Raw genomic sequence first — 15,042 nt, forward strand, 5'->3', positions numbered from 1 at the left:
AATGAACGCGGGCAGCCGTATTCCGCTCTGGATTATTGCGCTGCTCGCGGCTATCTGCCTTGGCGTGCTTGCGTGGACGACGTTCGGCTTTGTTGTCCCCTTCAAGCACGAAACCGGGCAAGCCGTTCTCGATATCTATTTCGCCGGTTATGACGAATTCACCGTCGGCCGGATGCAGCGGCTCCTCGGCGAGAACGAGATTGCCAACAATCTGTTGCGGGCCATGTACGCTGGTCCCGAGCTGATCTTTCCGGCACTTCTGACGGCACTCCTCTTGCTGGTCTTGATCAAGCTGAGACCCGGCGGCTCATACTTCAACCGCCCGATTCGGCCGTTCTTCGCCAAGCTGATCTATGCGCTCCCCTTCATCTATGGCCTCGCCGACTACGGCGAGAATGTCTCCAGCTTGATCGCCTTCGGGGACAGTGCCTGGGCGGATCAGGCCGCGCAGTTGTTGCCGTGGATGACACGGCTGAAATTCTCAAGCCTCGCCATCTGCCTCGTCGTCATCATCCGCTTCGCTGTCGTTCGTGCGATGCGCGGCCAAGAGGGCGAGCAGTAGCTTACCGCGGCCACCGCCATGGCGGATTGGAAAGGCGAGCCGCCATGAACTCCGATAATACTTCGACCTTTGCCGGTCGTGCGCGTGCGGACGGCGTGACAAAATAAAGTGCCCCGCTGGGCAGGCTCCAATCGGTCAAGATCGCCTTCAAGCGCCCGTCAGCTAGATATTCGCTGGCCATGAACTCCGGCAGCTCGCAGATGCCGAGGCCGCGCAACGCCATTGGGATCAATGCTTCCGAATTGGTCGCCCGAAGTGGGCCGGTTGGGGTGACGAATTCCTCCTCGCCTGCCTTATTCGTCAGCCGCCATATGTCCTGGCGTGGCCGATAGGCATAGCCGAGGCAGTGATGCGCGGCCAGCTCTCGAGGATGCTCAGGACATCCGTATTTCTCGAGATAGGCAGGCGACGCCAGAATGAACGGCTTAACTGGCGCGAGCCGACGGGCAATTAGGGACGAGTCCGGCAAAACCGCGATACGAAGCGCAGCATCGAAACCTTCCCCCACGAGATCGACGCTCGCGTCGCTCATGTGAAGATCGATGCTGATGTCGGGGTAGAGTTCAAAGAACTCGGGCAGGATCGGTGCAATCCAATGCACGCCGAACGTCATTGGCGCTGCCAGCCGGATCAGACCGCGGGGACGACTCGACAGCTCGAGCGCCGCATTCTCGATCTCCTCCGCATCGGAGTAGATCCGCGACGCGCGCTCGGCGAGACGGAGGCCGAATTCCGTCAGCGACAGTTGGCGCGATGTCCGATTGAACAGCCGGGCGCCCAGTCTCTGTTCCAGGCGTGCGACGCCGCGCGAAACGGTTGCTACGGAAATACCCAGCGTCTTTGCCGCGCGGGCGAACGATCGCTCCTCCGCCACTTTGGCAAACATCGCGAGGCCTTCGAAGTCTGGCAGCTTCATCATTTCGTATTTGCAACAATGGTTTTCATTCCTTTCTATTTCGAAACGATCGGCTCGTCCATATCTTCTGCTCAGTCGAACAAAAGGAGACGACGACAATGACTCAGAAATTGAATGGCAAGATTGCAGTGATAACCGGCGCCACGTCGGGCATCGGTCTCGCCACGGCGAAGCGTTTCGTCGCCGAAGGCGCTCGCCTCTTCATCACCGGCCGCCGCGCAGATGTGCTCGCCGCGGCCGTCGACGAGATCGGCGGCAACGTCATCGGCATCCAGGCCGACTCCGCCAAGCAGGCCGATCTCGATCGTCTGTTCAATCGCGTGAAGGAAGAGGCCGGCCGCATCGACGTGCTCTTCGTCAACGCAGGTGGGGGCTCGTTCGCGCCGCTCGGTCAGATCACCGAAGAACAGTTTGACGACACGTTCAACCGCAACGTCAAGGGCGTGCTCTTTACCGTGCAAACGGCACTGCCGCTGCTCGGTAACGGCTCGTCGGTTATTCTGACGGGCTCGACGGCCGGTGCGACGGGCACGCCCGCTTTCAGCGTCTACGCTGCCTCGAAGGCGGCGATCCGCAACTTCGCGCGCAACTGGATCCTCGATCTCAAGGACCGCGGCATCCGCGTCAACACGCTGAGTCCCGGCCCGACGGAAACGACCGGCCTGGTCGAACTCGCAGGCAAGGACAAGGCTGACCAGCAGGGCCTTCTCGACTATCTCAGTTCGCAGGTTCCGATGGGCCGCGTCGGTCGCGCCGAAGAAATCGCCTCCGCAGCTCTGTTCCTGGCTTCGGATGAATCGAGCTTCGTCTCTGGCGCAGAACTCTTCGCCGATGGCGGCATCGCCCAGGTCTGATGCAGCAGCCATGCCCGTCGCACAATCGCGACGGGCATTTGCGGCGTCGGTTGTTTTCCTCTACAGCGTGGAAATCAAACGAAAAAACCGCAAGGAAGAGACAGCATGACCGGCTACGAGATGTTCTGGCCCATTATTGCCCACGTAGCCCTAGTCTATTTCCTCTACATGCTTCTCTCGTACCGCCGGCAAAAGCTGGTTCGGGGGGGCAAGATCCGGCGATCGAACTACCGGGAAAATCGCGACGAGCCAGCGGAAGGCCTTGTCGTCAAGCATTGCCTCGCCAACCAGTTCGAGTTGCCGGTGCTTTTCTACGCCTGTTGCGTCCTTCTTTACATGACGGAAGCCGATAACCTCGTCGCCGTTGTTCTTGCCTGGATCTTTGTCGCATCGCGCTATCTGCACGCCTTCATCCACGTGACCAGCAACAATCTGCGTTATCGCAGCCCGCTCTTTGCCTGCGGCTATGTGGTGCTCGGCGCCATGTGGATGTGGGTTGCCGCCTGGATGGCATTCGCGAACGGTTGAGCGACTTGAAGTAACGCAGTTTTGTTCCTGCGTTACTGGCCGCTGACCTATCTTCCCCGACAGGCGAAAGCCGACATGTAGGGAACGGGAGGCCTCAAATGAACAAGCCGGAAATCACGCAGGCGATGATCAACGCCTACGACGAATACACGCATCTGACACTCGATCGCCGCAACTTCATGGACAAGCTGACGAAACTGGCCGGTTCCGCCGGTGCAGCCGCTGTCATCGCACCGATGCTTGCGGCCAACAAGGCAAGCGCCGAAATGATCGCCGCCGACGACACGCGGGTGGTGGCCAAGGACGTCACCTATCCCGGTGGAGCTGGTGAGATGAAAGGTTACTTCGTCGAACCCAAGGATGCATCGGGAAAACTCGGCGCCGTGATTGTTATCCACGAGAACCGCGGTCTGAACCCGCACATCCGCGATGTCGCGCGCCGCATGGCGCTGGAGGGCTTCATCGCGCTGGCGCCAGACTTCCTCTCGCCCCAGGGCGGCACGCCGGAGAATGAGGACAAAGCCCGCGAGATGTTCAGCACGCTCGACCGACCCGCCACGGTGGCGAACGCGGAGGCGACGCTTACATATCTGAGCAAACTCGACAATTCCAATGGCAAGGTCGGCGTGATCGGTTTCTGCTGGGGTGGCGGGCTAGTTAACGATTTCGCTGTTGCCTCGCCGGACCTGAAGGCGGGTGTTGCCTATTACGGCGCCCAGCCGAAGGCGGCCGATGTGCCTGGTATCAAGGCTGCGCTGATGCTGCATTACGCCGGCCTCGACGACCGTATCAATGCCGGCATCGACGCCTACAAGAAGGCGCTGCAGGACAATGGCAAGGACTTCCAGATCTTCGTCTATGACGGCGTCAACCACGCCTTCAACAATGACACGTCGGCGGCTCGCTACGACAAGAAGGCGGCCGACCTCGCTTGGAGCAGGACTGTCGAATTCCTGAAGAAGAACCTGGCCTGATCAGGCCGCCAGCTCGCGCGGCGCAGGGGCGACAGCGATGATCGCCTCTGCCAGCGCCTCCATCTCCTTGCCACGATGGTTGCTGCGACGCCAGGCAAGGCAGATCTCGCGCGACGGCTGTGGATCGGTAAAGGGCACGATGCGGATCGAATTGCGGCTGGTCTCCGTCGGAATGGCGATCTCGGGAATGAGCGTCATGCCCATATCATGCGACACCATCTGCAGCAGCGTCGCCATTGAGGTCGCACCAAAGTTGACGAGGCTGCGCTTGCCGGCGCTGCAGACGGCAAGGGCCTGATCGCGCAGGCAATGTCCTTCCTCGAGCAGTAGCAGGCGATCGACATTTACTTCATGCTCGGTGAGCGGCGACATCAGCACCGCCTCGCCGTTGTCCGCTACGGCCATGAAGAAGCGGTCGGTGAAGAGCGGTCGCGTCTGGATGCCTTCGATATCGAGCGGCAAGGCCGCGATCACGGCATCGAGCTTTCCCGTCTGGAGGTCCGCCATCAACCGATCGGTGACCGCCTCCCGAAGTTCCACCTCAACGCTGGGGTAAGTCTTGCGCAGATGCGGAACGAACTGAGGGACGAGGTAGGGCGCGACTGTCGGAATAATTCCGATGCGGATCAGACCTTCGAGCGTGCCTTCGCCCTTTCGGGCCGTCTGCTCGAGCAGGTCGACCTGATGCAGGATGGCGCGGACATAGTGCAGAACCTCTTCGCCTTTCGGCGTCAGGATCGTGCTCTGCCGCGTTCGCTCGACCAGCTTGGCGCCGAGATATTCTTCCATTTCCATGATCTGGGTCGACAGCGCCGGCTGGCTGATGTGGACCATTTCGGCGGCCCTGCCGAAATGGCGCGTCGTTGCCAGCGCATCGAAATAACGCATCTGTCGTAAGGTCAGCATGATAATCTCTTCCAATCGATAATCTCATTAAATACGACTTGAGATTATCGAAGGTCAATGGAATTACGAGCAAGGCCGCTCTTCAGGCGGCATCCTGAGTGGCCGCCGATTTGAGGGCACTTGAGGCACATGTAGCGTGCGCGAATCGGTGCGCGCAGCGACCGAGAAGCCACGGCCACAACGATTAACGTCCAACCCGTCGCAAGTGAGCAAAACAACACGCGGAGTTGACCAAATACGGGTGTATCACCCCGATTTTCTTATACTTTTCCCCATCCGTACAATCCGATGCATCTCGTTTACGAGTCGTGAAGACCTGCATGTCATATCGGCGAGATGGCGCCGGTATGAACCACCTCCGTCGCTCCACATAGAACAAATGGGAACGACATGAAGGTCGGAAGTTTGGATCGTATTGGCCTCCGCCGGAAGCCAAAGCAGGAACGCAGTATTCAGCGGCTCGACCACATCTTGTCGGCCGCAGCCGCACTCATCGCTGAAAAGGGTGTAAGCGCCATGCGGATGACGGAACTGGCCGTCGCCGCCAAGGTTCCGATTGGTTCCGTTTATCAGTATTTTCCCGAGAAGGCGGCGATCGTCAAAGCGCTCTTCGACCGCCATGCGCTGGCGCTCCAGACGCGCATCGCCGAGGCCTTTGCGTCCGTGCACTCCGTCGACCATGCGCTCGAGGTACTCGTCGCGACGATCGACTGGCACTACGCCGACTATCGCAACGATGCCGCCTATCTCGGCATCTGGATGGGTACCGAAACCGACCACGACCTGCTGCTGCTCAACATCGAGCATAGCAAGCGGATTGCCGACATCTTTCAGGATACCGTCCGCCGCGTCGCACCTGAGCTCTCCGCAGCCGACATGCAGGCCCGCAGCTATCTGTTCAGCCATCTGCTCGGGGCATCGATCCGCCTTGCGGTCGTCAGCGAGGATTCCCTTGCAAGACGCATCCTGGATGAGTGGAAGCGCTTGATCCGAACAGCCTTCCTCTCACCGGTTGCCGCCTGAGCCTACCAACTCGGGACGATGCCAGCGACCTTGAGGCGGGGCTGAGCCCGCCCATAGGCGTTCTTGACGTCAGCGTCGAGATTGTCGTCGACGACAGCGGGCGTGATGTTGTCGAGGCAGGCGGTGATATGCGCCGTGATCGCGTTCATCAGCGAGATGGAAACACCCGGCCGCTTCATGATGCCGATCTGGACCGGGGGCAGGGCAGGGAAGCCGTCCGCCTGGCTTAGCACCTTCATCCCCGTGCGCAGAGCCGATTCCGGCATGACGGAAACGGCCATGCCGGCGAGGACCGCGGCCGCGACGACGGTGCACGACCAGCTGGTGAACAGGATCTGGTGTTCGCGACCGACCGCGTCCAGCGCCGAGCAGGCGAGCTGCCGCCACTGGCAGTCGCGACGGCCGACGGCGAGCGGCACAGGGGCATCGTCGCGGATCGGATGGTTGGCAGAGCCGACCCAGCAGAGCGGTTCCGTTCGCACGACATCCGACATGCGTTCGCGCGGATTGTGGGTCACCAGCGCAATGTCGAGCTCGCCGCGATTCATGCGCTCGGCGAGGCCCACCGAGGGTTCGCAGACAATGTAAAGCTCCACGTTCGGATGCGTCTTGGCAAAGCGGCCGATGATCTCGGGCATGTAGCGGTCGGCGTAGTCATCGGGCGTGCCGATGCGCAGCGTGCCCTCGAGACGGTTGTCATCAAAGGCTGCGATCGCTTCGTTGTTGAGGCGAATGATTCGTCGCGCATAGTTCAAGAGCTTCTCGCCTTCGACGGTGAGGCGGTTGCCGCGCCCGTCCTTGATGAAAAGCTGCTTGCCGATGCGCTCTTCCAGTCGCCGCATCTGCATGGAGACAGCGGACTGCGTCTTGTAGACTCTGTCGGCAGCCTTGGTGAAGCTGCCGGAATCCACAATCGCAATGAAGGTCTGCAACTGATCAATATCGAGAGGCGCTGACATGAGTTCACCTATAAAGATCTCTGATGTTAATCATTAGAAACATTCGTTGGACTGATCAATAGGTGTTTGGCATCTTCGGGATGCAAATCAAGCAAAGTGAAGGACAGACACCCTGCCTGTCCGCTCCGATTTCAACCCGATGCCTTGCCGCTCGACCTCGCGGGAGGGGTGGGTTGTTGCGCGCCAATGAAAGGATCGTCCCATGCGCACGACAGACCGGATACTCGAACTCGACTGCAGCCAGACCTCGCTGACGTTCTTCCAGCGTCTCGTAAATGGCTTTGCAACGCTGTCATCCGTACTGCGCGTGATCCGCAACCGTATGGAGATCAACAAGCTGAACGAGCTCGATGACAATCAATTGAAGGATATCGGCCTTAGCAGGACCGATCTCACTTCCGCGTTCCTGGCGTCCACCTTCTTTGAAGATCCGTCGGAACACCTGACTAAATCCGCGCGCAACCGCGGACCGACGTCGCTCTTCCGGTCCCGAAAGGATTGAGACCGGCCCAGTTTTTCCCCGCAGGGTGATAGCCAATAGCCCTGCCTCTTACCCGGTGACCGGCCTCCCAGCCGTCTCCGGGTTTTTTTATGCCTTCGGGGGAGTGGAGGGCTCCTTCGGCATATAGGTCTCGAAGATCGCTTCCATGCTCATCTGGTAGCTCTTCTGAACCTCGAGCCCGCTGTCGAACATGTTGTTCAGCATGTCGACGTAGCGTTCCGCCTCTGCCTTTGCCTGCTCTTTCGGGGCTTCGGCTCGTTTCGGCTCAACCGGCTTTCCGAGCGAGCCCATCATTTCCTGAAAGGCCTTTGCGAATGGATTGTCGAAAAACGGATTGGTGACCGTCTTCTCTGCCTCCGGCTTCTGCATGCCGAACATCTGCTGCATGGCCTGAGTGAAAGGATTGTCGAAGATGGTGGGCTCCGGAGCGGCCTTCTGCTTCGGCGCAAAGCCGGTGCTTTCCAGCCATTTCTGGATGGTTTCGCCCATGGCGGTGTTGATGAATGGATTGACGGGCGCGTTCATCTGCCCCATCGACTGCTTGAACAGGCCGCCCATCAAAGTATCGGCCATCACGGGCAGCATCTGCTTGTAGATCTCCTGGCCGATCCCGGTCATCTGGGCAGCCTGCGCCGCAACCGCCCGCGAGACCTCCTTGGAGCCGAACAGCTGACCGAGGATGGTGTTGCCATCATCGATTCCTTGCGGGGTGAAGGCCTTGCCCATGTCCTCGAAATATTTGGCGTAGTTGCCGGAGGCGACCGCCTGCATCAGCCCCATGAAGTCGTAGGGGTTGCTGCTGCTCCGTTTCAGGCTGGCGGAAAATGCCGGCATCAGCGCGGCCATCGCCTTTGTGGCCTGCTCCTGGGCAAGATTGAACTGCTTGGAGACCGCATCCATCGCCGCGCCGTTCTGGGCCTGCATCATCATGTCGAAGAGTGGCAGCATGGTAATCCCTTTCCCGGTTTCGCAACGCGTAATTGCGTCACTATAGCCGGAAAAAGGAATGCGCAAACCGCTTTTTGCAGAAGGGCTTAGGGTAGACCCTAGTATTGATACTCTTCGAAGACAGGCTCCACGGAACCGTTCCAGCGGCCGTGATACAGCGCCAGCAGATCCTCGGCCAAAGTCGCCTTCTTGGCCATGACTTCGTCGAGCGGCGCAAGGAAGATGGTTTCGTCCTGGCCTTCCTTGTTGAGCTTGTTGCGCGCTCGGAGACCGGACTTCGAAACGGCGATCACTTCGCGCGCCGTCTCATAAAGCTCATGGCCGCGGAACTTTGCCCTTAAACCCTGAGACGGGACGGCATCGCGCAACGCGTTGACCTCGTCGAATGTCCAGTCCTTGGTCAGCATATCCGCGTCTTCGAGTGCAGCATCGTTGTAGAGAAGCCCGACCCAGAAGGCCGGCAACCCGCAAATGCGCCGCCACGGGCCGCCATCGGCACCGCGCATCTCTAGGAAGCGCTTCAGGCGAACGTCGGGGAAGAGGGTCGAAAGGTGGTTCGTCCAGTCGCCCATCGTCGGCTCCCAGGCGGCAACCGCGCCCTTCAGCGCGCCGTTCATGAACTGGCGGAACGTGATGTGGGTACAGTCGTGATAGTGCCCGTCGCGCACGATGAAATACATCGGCACGTCGAGGGCCCATTCGGCATAATCATGAAAACCGAAATCGTCGCGGAAGGTGAAGTCCAGCAGACCGGAGCGATTGTTGTCGGTGTCGCGCCAAATGTCGCCGCGCCAGGAGAGCAGGCCGTTGGGCTTGCCTTCGGTAAAGGGCGACGAGGCAAAGAGCGCAGTTGCCAGAGACTGAAGCTTCATCGAAACGCGCATCTTCTTGCGCATGTCGGCTTCGGAGGAAAAGTCGAGGTTCACCTGGATGGTGCAGGTGCGATACATCATGTCGAGACCCTTGGCGCCGACCTTCGGCATGTAGCGGGTCATGATCTCGTAGCGGGATTTCGGCATGACAGGCGTTTCGGCCAGTGTCCATTTGGGGCTGCCGCCAATGCCGAGGAAGCGGATGCCCATCGGCTCGGCGATCTCGCGCAACGTCGCCAGATGGGTATTCGATTCCTTGCAGGTCTCGTGGATCGTTTCCAGCGGCGCGCCGGACAGTTCGAACTGGCCGCCAGGCTCGATCGATATCGCGCCCATTCCGTTCGGCTCGCCCAGGCCGATGATATTGTCGCCGTCCATGATCGGGTCCCAGCCGGATTTCTGCTGAAGGCCTTTCAACAGCGCCGAAATGCTGGCCTCGCCGAAATACGGCACAGGGCCGTTGTCCGCCCGGAAGAAGGCAAACTTCTCATGCTCGGTACCGATGCGGAATTTTTCCGCCGGCTTGTTCCCCGCGGCAAGATAATCGGTCAGCTCCTGAACCGAAGAGAGTGGCGTCTGGTCGGTGGTATCGCGAGCCATTCAAGTCTACCTGCAATGGGAGAGCGCCTGGAAAAACCCGGGCAATTGGAAGGGTGATTAGGACCGCTCCCACGTATGTTGCAAGTGAAATTGTTTCAACGGTCCATCAAAAAAATAGCAGGATATTTCGGCTGCGACCGATCCTAAGGTTAATTCCAGTCGCCGATCGACGCTTGAATGACTGCCATGGCAGCAACCGCAGCCGTATCGGCTCTGAGGATCCGCGGCCCAAGCGGGATTGCGGTCACGAAATCGAGGCCGCGCAGCCGCGCGCGCTCTTCCTCGGAGAAACCGCCCTCTGGGCCGACAAGGAGCGCCAGCTGTCGCTCGCTGATCTTGGACAGCAGTGGTAGCGGGTTCTGCCCCGCATCGCCCTCGTCGCAATAGATGATGCGGCGGTCGCTCGGCCAAGTGTCCAGCAGGTCGAACAGCTTCACGGGCTCGGCAACGTCGGGGATATCGAGTATGCCGCATTGCTCCGCTGCCTCGATGACGTTTGCCTTCAGCTTGTCGAGATTGGTGATCTTGCCCTGCACATGCTGGGTCATCACTGGACGCAGAAGGCCTGCGCCCATCTCGACGGCCTTCTGCACTAGGTAGTCGAGTCGCCCGACCTTCAGTGGTGCAAAGAGATAGTGCAGATCGGAGGCTGCCGGCTGCGGGCGGGTCTGCTCCTCGGCGACCACTACAATCCGTTTCCGCGTTGGAAAGGTGAGGCGCGCCTTCCACTCGCCATCGCGGCCATTGAAGACGAGCAGTTCGGCGCCATCAGTCATGCGCAGTACGTTGGCGAGATAGTTGAAGTGGTCGCCCGTCGTCTCGACCGTTGCTCCGGTGGCGAGAGGAGCGTCCACAAACAGCCGTTGCATCCGAAAATTGGCGCGCATCGAAAAGTCCTGCTCATACAAAGAGCGCGAACATAACCCAATAGATCATCGCTGCAAGCGCTGCCGAGGCCGGCACCGTGATGATCCAGGCGGCGATGATCGTCATGAAGTGCGAACGGCGAACGAGATAGCGGCGACGAACCTCATGCGTGTTCGGATCTTCCGGTTCATCAATCGCCCAGCTTTCCGCCTTGCGCCGCACGTACCGGATGCGTCGCTTCGAGTTCCGGGTGTACCACTCGCGGAAGAAGCCGACGCCAAACACGGAACCGACCGCGATATGCGTCGTACTGACGGGCATGCCGAGCCACGAGGCCACGATAACCGTGAAGGCCGTCGACAGCGCAACGCAATAGGCGCGCATGGGGTTGAGCTTGGTGATCTGTTCACCGACCAGCCGGATCAGGCGCGGCCCGAACAACAGTAGGCCGACCGAGATACCGAAGGCGCCGATGAGCAGCACCCAGATCGGGGGCTGGCCATTCGGGCCGGCTGCGGATCCCGCGACCGCGCGCACGATTGCCGAAAGTGGGCCGACTGCGTTGGATACGTCGTTGGCACCATGTGCGAAGGAGAGCAGAGCTGCCGAGCCAATCAGGGGAATCTGGAAGAGGACGCGCAGCGAGCTGTTGCGGTTTTCCAGCCCTACGGCCTGCCTGTGAACGAATGAACGCGCGGCAAACCATCCGAGGCCGCCGGCCGCGACGCCGAAAAGGAGGATTGTGAACGAGGAAAACGCGCCAGCGGGCGTAAGCTGCAGCACCATGTAGGAAGCAAAGCCACCGAGCATCATCGCGATCAGAACGGGGACCCAACGCCGCGCCGCGGCAATCTTGTCGTCGCGGTAGATGATCAGGCTCTTCACGAGGAAAAGCAGGCCGGCCGCAATCACGCCGCCAAGCAGCGGCGAAGTCACCCAGGCCGATGTGATCTCGACCATCACCCGCCATTTCACCGGGTCCGGACCGACCGCGCCGATACCCGCTCCAATCACCGCGCCGACGATCGCGTGCGTGGTCGAGACCGGTGCGTTCATCCAGGTCGCGAGGTTGATCCACAATGCGGCGGCCATCAGTGCCGCTATCATGATCCAGCTGAGTGTGCCTGGTGGGACTTGCACGGCATCCACGATGCTGGAGGAGATCGTCTTGACGACCTCGCCGCCGGCAACTGTCGCCCCGAGAATTTCGAAGATGGCTGCGATGACAAGAGCTTGCCCCATCGTCATCGCTCGGGCGCCCACGGCGGCGCCGACGTTATTGGTAACGTCGTTTGCACCGATGTTCATGGCCATGTAGGCGGCGAGCGCCGCTGCCGCGATCACCAGCACGGCGCTTGGCCGGTCAAAGACATAGACGCCCGCGAAAAGCATGGCTAGCCCAAGGAAGATCAGCCCGAGGCCCGGCGCCACCAGTTTGCGCGAGACGAACTTCGTCGCATCCTCGACATGCGTAAGCTTGTCGAGGTCTTTGTCGAGGGTTCGTTTCGTGAGGACGGCTGATCGGTTGGGCATGCTATTCCTTCGTTGAATCCTGCTTTAGCGCCGCCAAGTTTAGCAGCGCAAGATGGCAGTATTCATTCCGCCGGAATTTGCTTTGGCATGCTTGCCGCAAGCTGTTCCGTCATGCGGCGCTTGAACAGCAGGATGAGATTGCGAAGTTCAGGCTCATGAACGCGCTTCACAGCCTCGTCGCAGGAGACCCACTCCACCTTGCGCTCGCCTTTTTCCTTGAAGTTCTTGGCGATCTCCAGAACCTCGAGAGCATAGACCTGCACTTTACAGGTGACCTTTAGGCCGTTCTTCAACACCTTAGGGTAGGAGTAGGAACCAAGGATCTCGTTTTCGACGGTTCCGCGCGCACCGGCTTCCTCGAATGCCTCGCGTGCGGCGACCTCATACGAGCACCTTCCGTCCATCGGCCATCCCTTGGGGATCACCCAGCGGCCGGTGTCGCGGCTGGTCAGTAAAAGTACTTCAACGTCGTTGGTTTTCTTTTTGACCCGATAGCAGAGCGCAGCATATTGTTGACGCGGAGGGCGCCGAAACATGAGCTGGACGTCTGCAGCGAGGCGGGCGAGAAGAGTCAACGGTCGGGTCACCTTGGCGTTCTGTTCGAGTGAGTCGTCTATATTAGTATCCGCTGGAAAGCTTGCGCGATCCATACGCATTTCATGCTTTTGGCTCGGATTTGATAACTATCAATAGGAACTTTTTGTTTCGCCGGGTAACAAAAAATCCGTCAGATACTATCCTGATTCCGCCAATGCACAGGCGTTCAATATGAGCGCGCCTTGCATTTCAATCAACGGCGGCGTCATCTCATACACTGTTATGTCAATACTATGGTAATCATGCGTCTTCCTCCCTTAAAAGCCATTCGCGCCTTTGAAGCCGTATACCGTCACGGCAGCATTCTTGGCGCCGCCGCCGAGCTTGGTGTTGTACGCGGCGCGGTGCGCCAGCAGATCTCGATCCTGGAGAACTATTTCGGTGAGAAACTGTTCGAACGCGATGGCAGAAAATTGGCTGCGACCGCGAAAGCTGCACTGTTCGCGGAGGCCTCCACCGCTGCCTTCGCGACGCTGGAACGCGCCGCTGCAGATTTTGTCGGTGGCGAGGATCGCCGCATTCGCCTCGGCGTACCTTCGGCCTTTGCTATATGGTGGCTGATGCCGCGGCTTGCAAACATGCAGGCTGAGCTTGGCGTCGTCGACGTCGATATCGTGCCGATGTCGGTCGTCGAGCCGCTGGCGCTGCACCCGGAACTCGACGCCGTCATCATGGGCGCCGAATACCGGCCAACGGCAGGGGTGACAGCGGTCAAGTTCATGGAGGACGAATTCGGACCCGTCGCGACACCGGATCTGGCAGAAAGGATCGCCGGCGATCCCGCGCGGATGGTGGAGATCACCGCTCTTGTCAGCCGCAGCGCGCCAACCCTTTGGCAGGAGTGGTTTGCCGAGAGCGGCACTCAGGCCGTGATGTTCCGGCGCAAGCAGGAATTCGAGGATCTGCTGCTGGTGCTCGGGGCGGTGCGATCGGGGATTGGTGTTGTGCTCGCGCCGCGCGCTGCCATCGAAGATGACTTGCAGCGCAATCTGCTTGCTGCACCCTATGGCTTCATTCGCCGACTGGCCGGCTATAGCCTGTGCTGTCGCAACGTCGACTCGCCGAAACCCGCGTTCGTCGCCCTTCGCGACTGGTTGCTCCGCTCTGGCGCGGCGACGCAATAGGGCAGATTTTCTGCCCTATTGCGCAGAATTATCTCCATGGTCGAAAGGCGCTGCCGAGCCTAACACTGCGTTGCGAGCAAAAGGACATGGATATGCAAAGAGTAGCAAGCCGCATCGAATGGATCGGCAACAGCTGCAGGTTGCTCAAGGCAACGGCGGCAGAATTCGAGAAGACCCAACCGTTCAACGGCTTGACCATCGGCACGGGGATTCATCTGGAGCCGAAGACCGTGGCGCTGCTGATGACCCTGAAAGCCGGCGGCGCACGGCTTGTCTGCACCGGAAATCTGAACAGCACGCAGCCTTCGACTGTCGAGTTTCTCCGTTCGCAGGGGATCACTGTGTTCGCGACCCAGACAACGGACCCAGTCGCGCATCATGAGAGCCTGCAGGCGGTCGTCGCGGAAAAGCCGGATCTTCTGCTCGACAACGGCGGCGACCTCTTGGCGATTGCGGCCGGGGCTCCTTACGCCAGCCTTCTCGGAGGCACCGAGGAGACTACGTCAGGCCGCACACGCCTGCTGCCGATACGGGCAAAATTGAACATGCCGATCCTGGTCATCAACGACAGCCCGATCAAGCAGTTCGCCGAAAACAGACATGCCGTCGGCCAGAGCCTTTTCGAAAGCTACATGCGCTTCACCAACCGCTCGACCAACGGCAAGCGTGTGACGGTTTTCGGCTACGGGGCCTGCGGCAAGGGAACCGCCGCCTGTTTCCGCAACGCGTTTTCAGCCGTCAGCGTCGTTGATATCGATCCGGTGACGGCGCTGGGGGCGCATCTCGACGGATTTTCCACGCCGCTGCGCAACGAGGCGATTGCCTCGGCCGACGTGCTCGTCACCGTTACGGGCTTTCCCGCGATCATCACCGCAGCCGACCTTCCGCTGATCAAGGATGGTGCAATCCTGATGAATGGCGGACATTTCCCGCATGAGATCGACGTTGCCGCATTCCGGCAGCACCCCGATGTCGTGCGGATCGATCGCTACGAGGCGGATCACATCGAGACCCTGCACCTGAAGGACGGTCGCTCTTTCCATGTTCTCGGCGGTGGCCACATGGCGAACCTCGCCGGTCCCAGGCCGCTCGGCAATTCCGTTGAATCGATGGATCTTGGTTTCACGCTGCAGGCGCGCTGCCTCGAGCGTGTCGCCAGACGCGAAGTCGGCGCCGAGAGCTGTCTCGTCCCGGTACCCGCGGATATCGATGCCATGGTGGCGAGCGCCTATCTCGATCTGGCGCGATAGGTGACGGGCGCGGCGAGATTCCGCCGC

16 protein-coding genes are annotated in these 15,042 nt (G+C 60.0%); 8 read left to right on the forward strand and 8 right to left on the reverse strand.

Annotated elements, in window-relative coordinates:
* Position 1 precedes the first annotated feature (1 nt).
* Positions 2-562: a hypothetical protein gene (locus tag AS026_RS36990; RefSeq protein WP_062376000.1), complete on the forward strand. Its 561-nt coding sequence runs from the start codon at positions 2-4 to the stop codon at positions 560-562.
* A gap of 1 nt (position 563) precedes the next feature.
* Here AS026_RS36990 and AS026_RS36995 read toward each other — a convergent pair whose 3' ends face one another.
* Positions 564-1,481, reverse strand: coding sequence for a LysR family transcriptional regulator (locus AS026_RS36995; protein WP_018856883.1), 918 nt, complete (start codon positions 1,479-1,481; stop codon positions 564-566).
* 95 nt (positions 1,482-1,576) lie between these two features.
* Here AS026_RS36995 and AS026_RS37000 point away from each other — a divergent pair, with 95 nt between their 5' ends.
* The 3 genes from AS026_RS37000 to AS026_RS37010 all read left to right on the forward strand — a co-directional run bounded on the left by AS026_RS37000 (position 1,577) and on the right by AS026_RS37010 (position 3,834).
* Positions 1,577-2,332, forward strand: a complete 756-nt coding sequence (locus AS026_RS37000; protein ID WP_062376003.1) for an SDR family oxidoreductase — start codon at positions 1,577-1,579, stop codon at positions 2,330-2,332.
* A 105-nt stretch (positions 2,333-2,437) separates the two neighbouring features.
* A complete protein-coding gene (locus AS026_RS37005; protein ID WP_018116127.1) occupies positions 2,438-2,860 on the forward strand; it encodes an MAPEG family protein in 423 nt (140 codons plus the stop codon).
* A 98-nt stretch (positions 2,861-2,958) separates the two neighbouring features.
* Positions 2,959-3,834: a dienelactone hydrolase family protein gene (locus AS026_RS37010; RefSeq protein ID WP_062376006.1), complete on the forward strand. Its 876-nt coding sequence runs from the start codon at positions 2,959-2,961 to the stop codon at positions 3,832-3,834.
* On the opposite strand, the gene AS026_RS37015 is transcribed toward AS026_RS37010, so the two are convergent.
* The gene (locus tag AS026_RS37015) at positions 3,835-4,740 is read right to left on the reverse strand and encodes a hydrogen peroxide-inducible genes activator (protein ID WP_062376010.1); all 906 of its coding nucleotides are present in this window, start codon (positions 4,738-4,740) and stop codon (positions 3,835-3,837) included.
* A 390-nt stretch (positions 4,741-5,130) separates the two neighbouring features.
* Here AS026_RS37015 and AS026_RS37020 point away from each other — a divergent pair, with 390 nt between their 5' ends.
* Positions 5,131-5,763 (forward strand): TetR family transcriptional regulator, encoded by a 633-nt coding sequence (locus AS026_RS37020; protein WP_062376015.1) that lies wholly within the window; start codon positions 5,131-5,133, stop codon positions 5,761-5,763.
* 2 nt (positions 5,764-5,765) lie between these two features.
* On the opposite strand, the gene AS026_RS37025 is transcribed toward AS026_RS37020, so the two are convergent.
* On the reverse strand, positions 5,766-6,722 hold the full coding sequence (locus tag AS026_RS37025; protein ID WP_018856888.1) for a LysR substrate-binding domain-containing protein: 957 nt from the start codon (positions 6,720-6,722) through the stop codon (positions 5,766-5,768).
* A 202-nt stretch (positions 6,723-6,924) separates the two neighbouring features.
* On the opposite strand from AS026_RS37025, the gene AS026_RS37030 reads away from it, so the two are divergent.
* A complete protein-coding gene (locus AS026_RS37030; RefSeq protein ID WP_025659469.1) occupies positions 6,925-7,224 on the forward strand; it encodes a DUF1127 domain-containing protein in 300 nt (99 codons plus the stop codon).
* A gap of 87 nt (positions 7,225-7,311) precedes the next feature.
* Here the strand turns inward: AS026_RS37030 and AS026_RS37035 are convergent, their stop codons facing one another.
* The 5 genes from AS026_RS37035 to AS026_RS37055 all read right to left on the reverse strand — a co-directional run bounded on the left by AS026_RS37035 (position 7,312) and on the right by AS026_RS37055 (position 12,619).
* Positions 7,312-8,172 carry a DUF937 domain-containing protein gene (locus tag AS026_RS37035; protein WP_062376018.1) on the reverse strand — a complete coding sequence of 287 codons (861 nt, stop codon included), beginning with the start codon at positions 8,170-8,172 and terminating at the stop codon, positions 7,312-7,314.
* 98 nt (positions 8,173-8,270) lie between these two features.
* A complete protein-coding gene (locus tag AS026_RS37040) occupies positions 8,271-9,644 on the reverse strand; it encodes a glutamate--cysteine ligase (protein ID WP_018856891.1) in 1,374 nt (457 codons plus the stop codon).
* Positions 9,645-9,793: 149 nt separating this feature from the next.
* Complete coding sequence (locus tag AS026_RS37045) at positions 9,794-10,531, reverse strand: 16S rRNA (uracil(1498)-N(3))-methyltransferase (RefSeq protein ID WP_025659468.1); 738 nt, start codon at positions 10,529-10,531, stop codon at positions 9,794-9,796.
* 13 nt (positions 10,532-10,544) lie between these two features.
* Positions 10,545-12,044: an inorganic phosphate transporter gene (locus tag AS026_RS37050; RefSeq protein ID WP_018116693.1), complete on the reverse strand. Its 1,500-nt coding sequence runs from the start codon at positions 12,042-12,044 to the stop codon at positions 10,545-10,547.
* A 62-nt stretch (positions 12,045-12,106) separates the two neighbouring features.
* Entirely contained in the window at positions 12,107-12,619 is a 513-nt protein-coding gene (locus AS026_RS37055) for an NUDIX hydrolase (protein WP_025659467.1), read from the reverse strand.
* 255 nt (positions 12,620-12,874) lie between these two features.
* Here AS026_RS37055 and AS026_RS37060 point away from each other — a divergent pair, with 255 nt between their 5' ends.
* Positions 12,875-13,765 carry a LysR substrate-binding domain-containing protein gene (locus tag AS026_RS37060; protein ID WP_018856895.1) on the forward strand — a complete coding sequence of 297 codons (891 nt, stop codon included), beginning with the start codon at positions 12,875-12,877 and terminating at the stop codon, positions 13,763-13,765.
* A 92-nt stretch (positions 13,766-13,857) separates the two neighbouring features.
* On the forward strand, positions 13,858-15,015 hold the full coding sequence (locus AS026_RS37065; RefSeq protein ID WP_018856896.1) for an adenosylhomocysteinase: 1,158 nt from the start codon (positions 13,858-13,860) through the stop codon (positions 15,013-15,015).
* The last annotated feature ends 27 nt before the right edge of the window (positions 15,016-15,042 follow it).

It is taken from the genome of Rhizobium altiplani (genome assembly GCF_001542405.1).
In the GTDB taxonomy this organism is placed as follows: domain Bacteria; phylum Pseudomonadota; class Alphaproteobacteria; order Rhizobiales; family Rhizobiaceae; genus Rhizobium; species Rhizobium altiplani.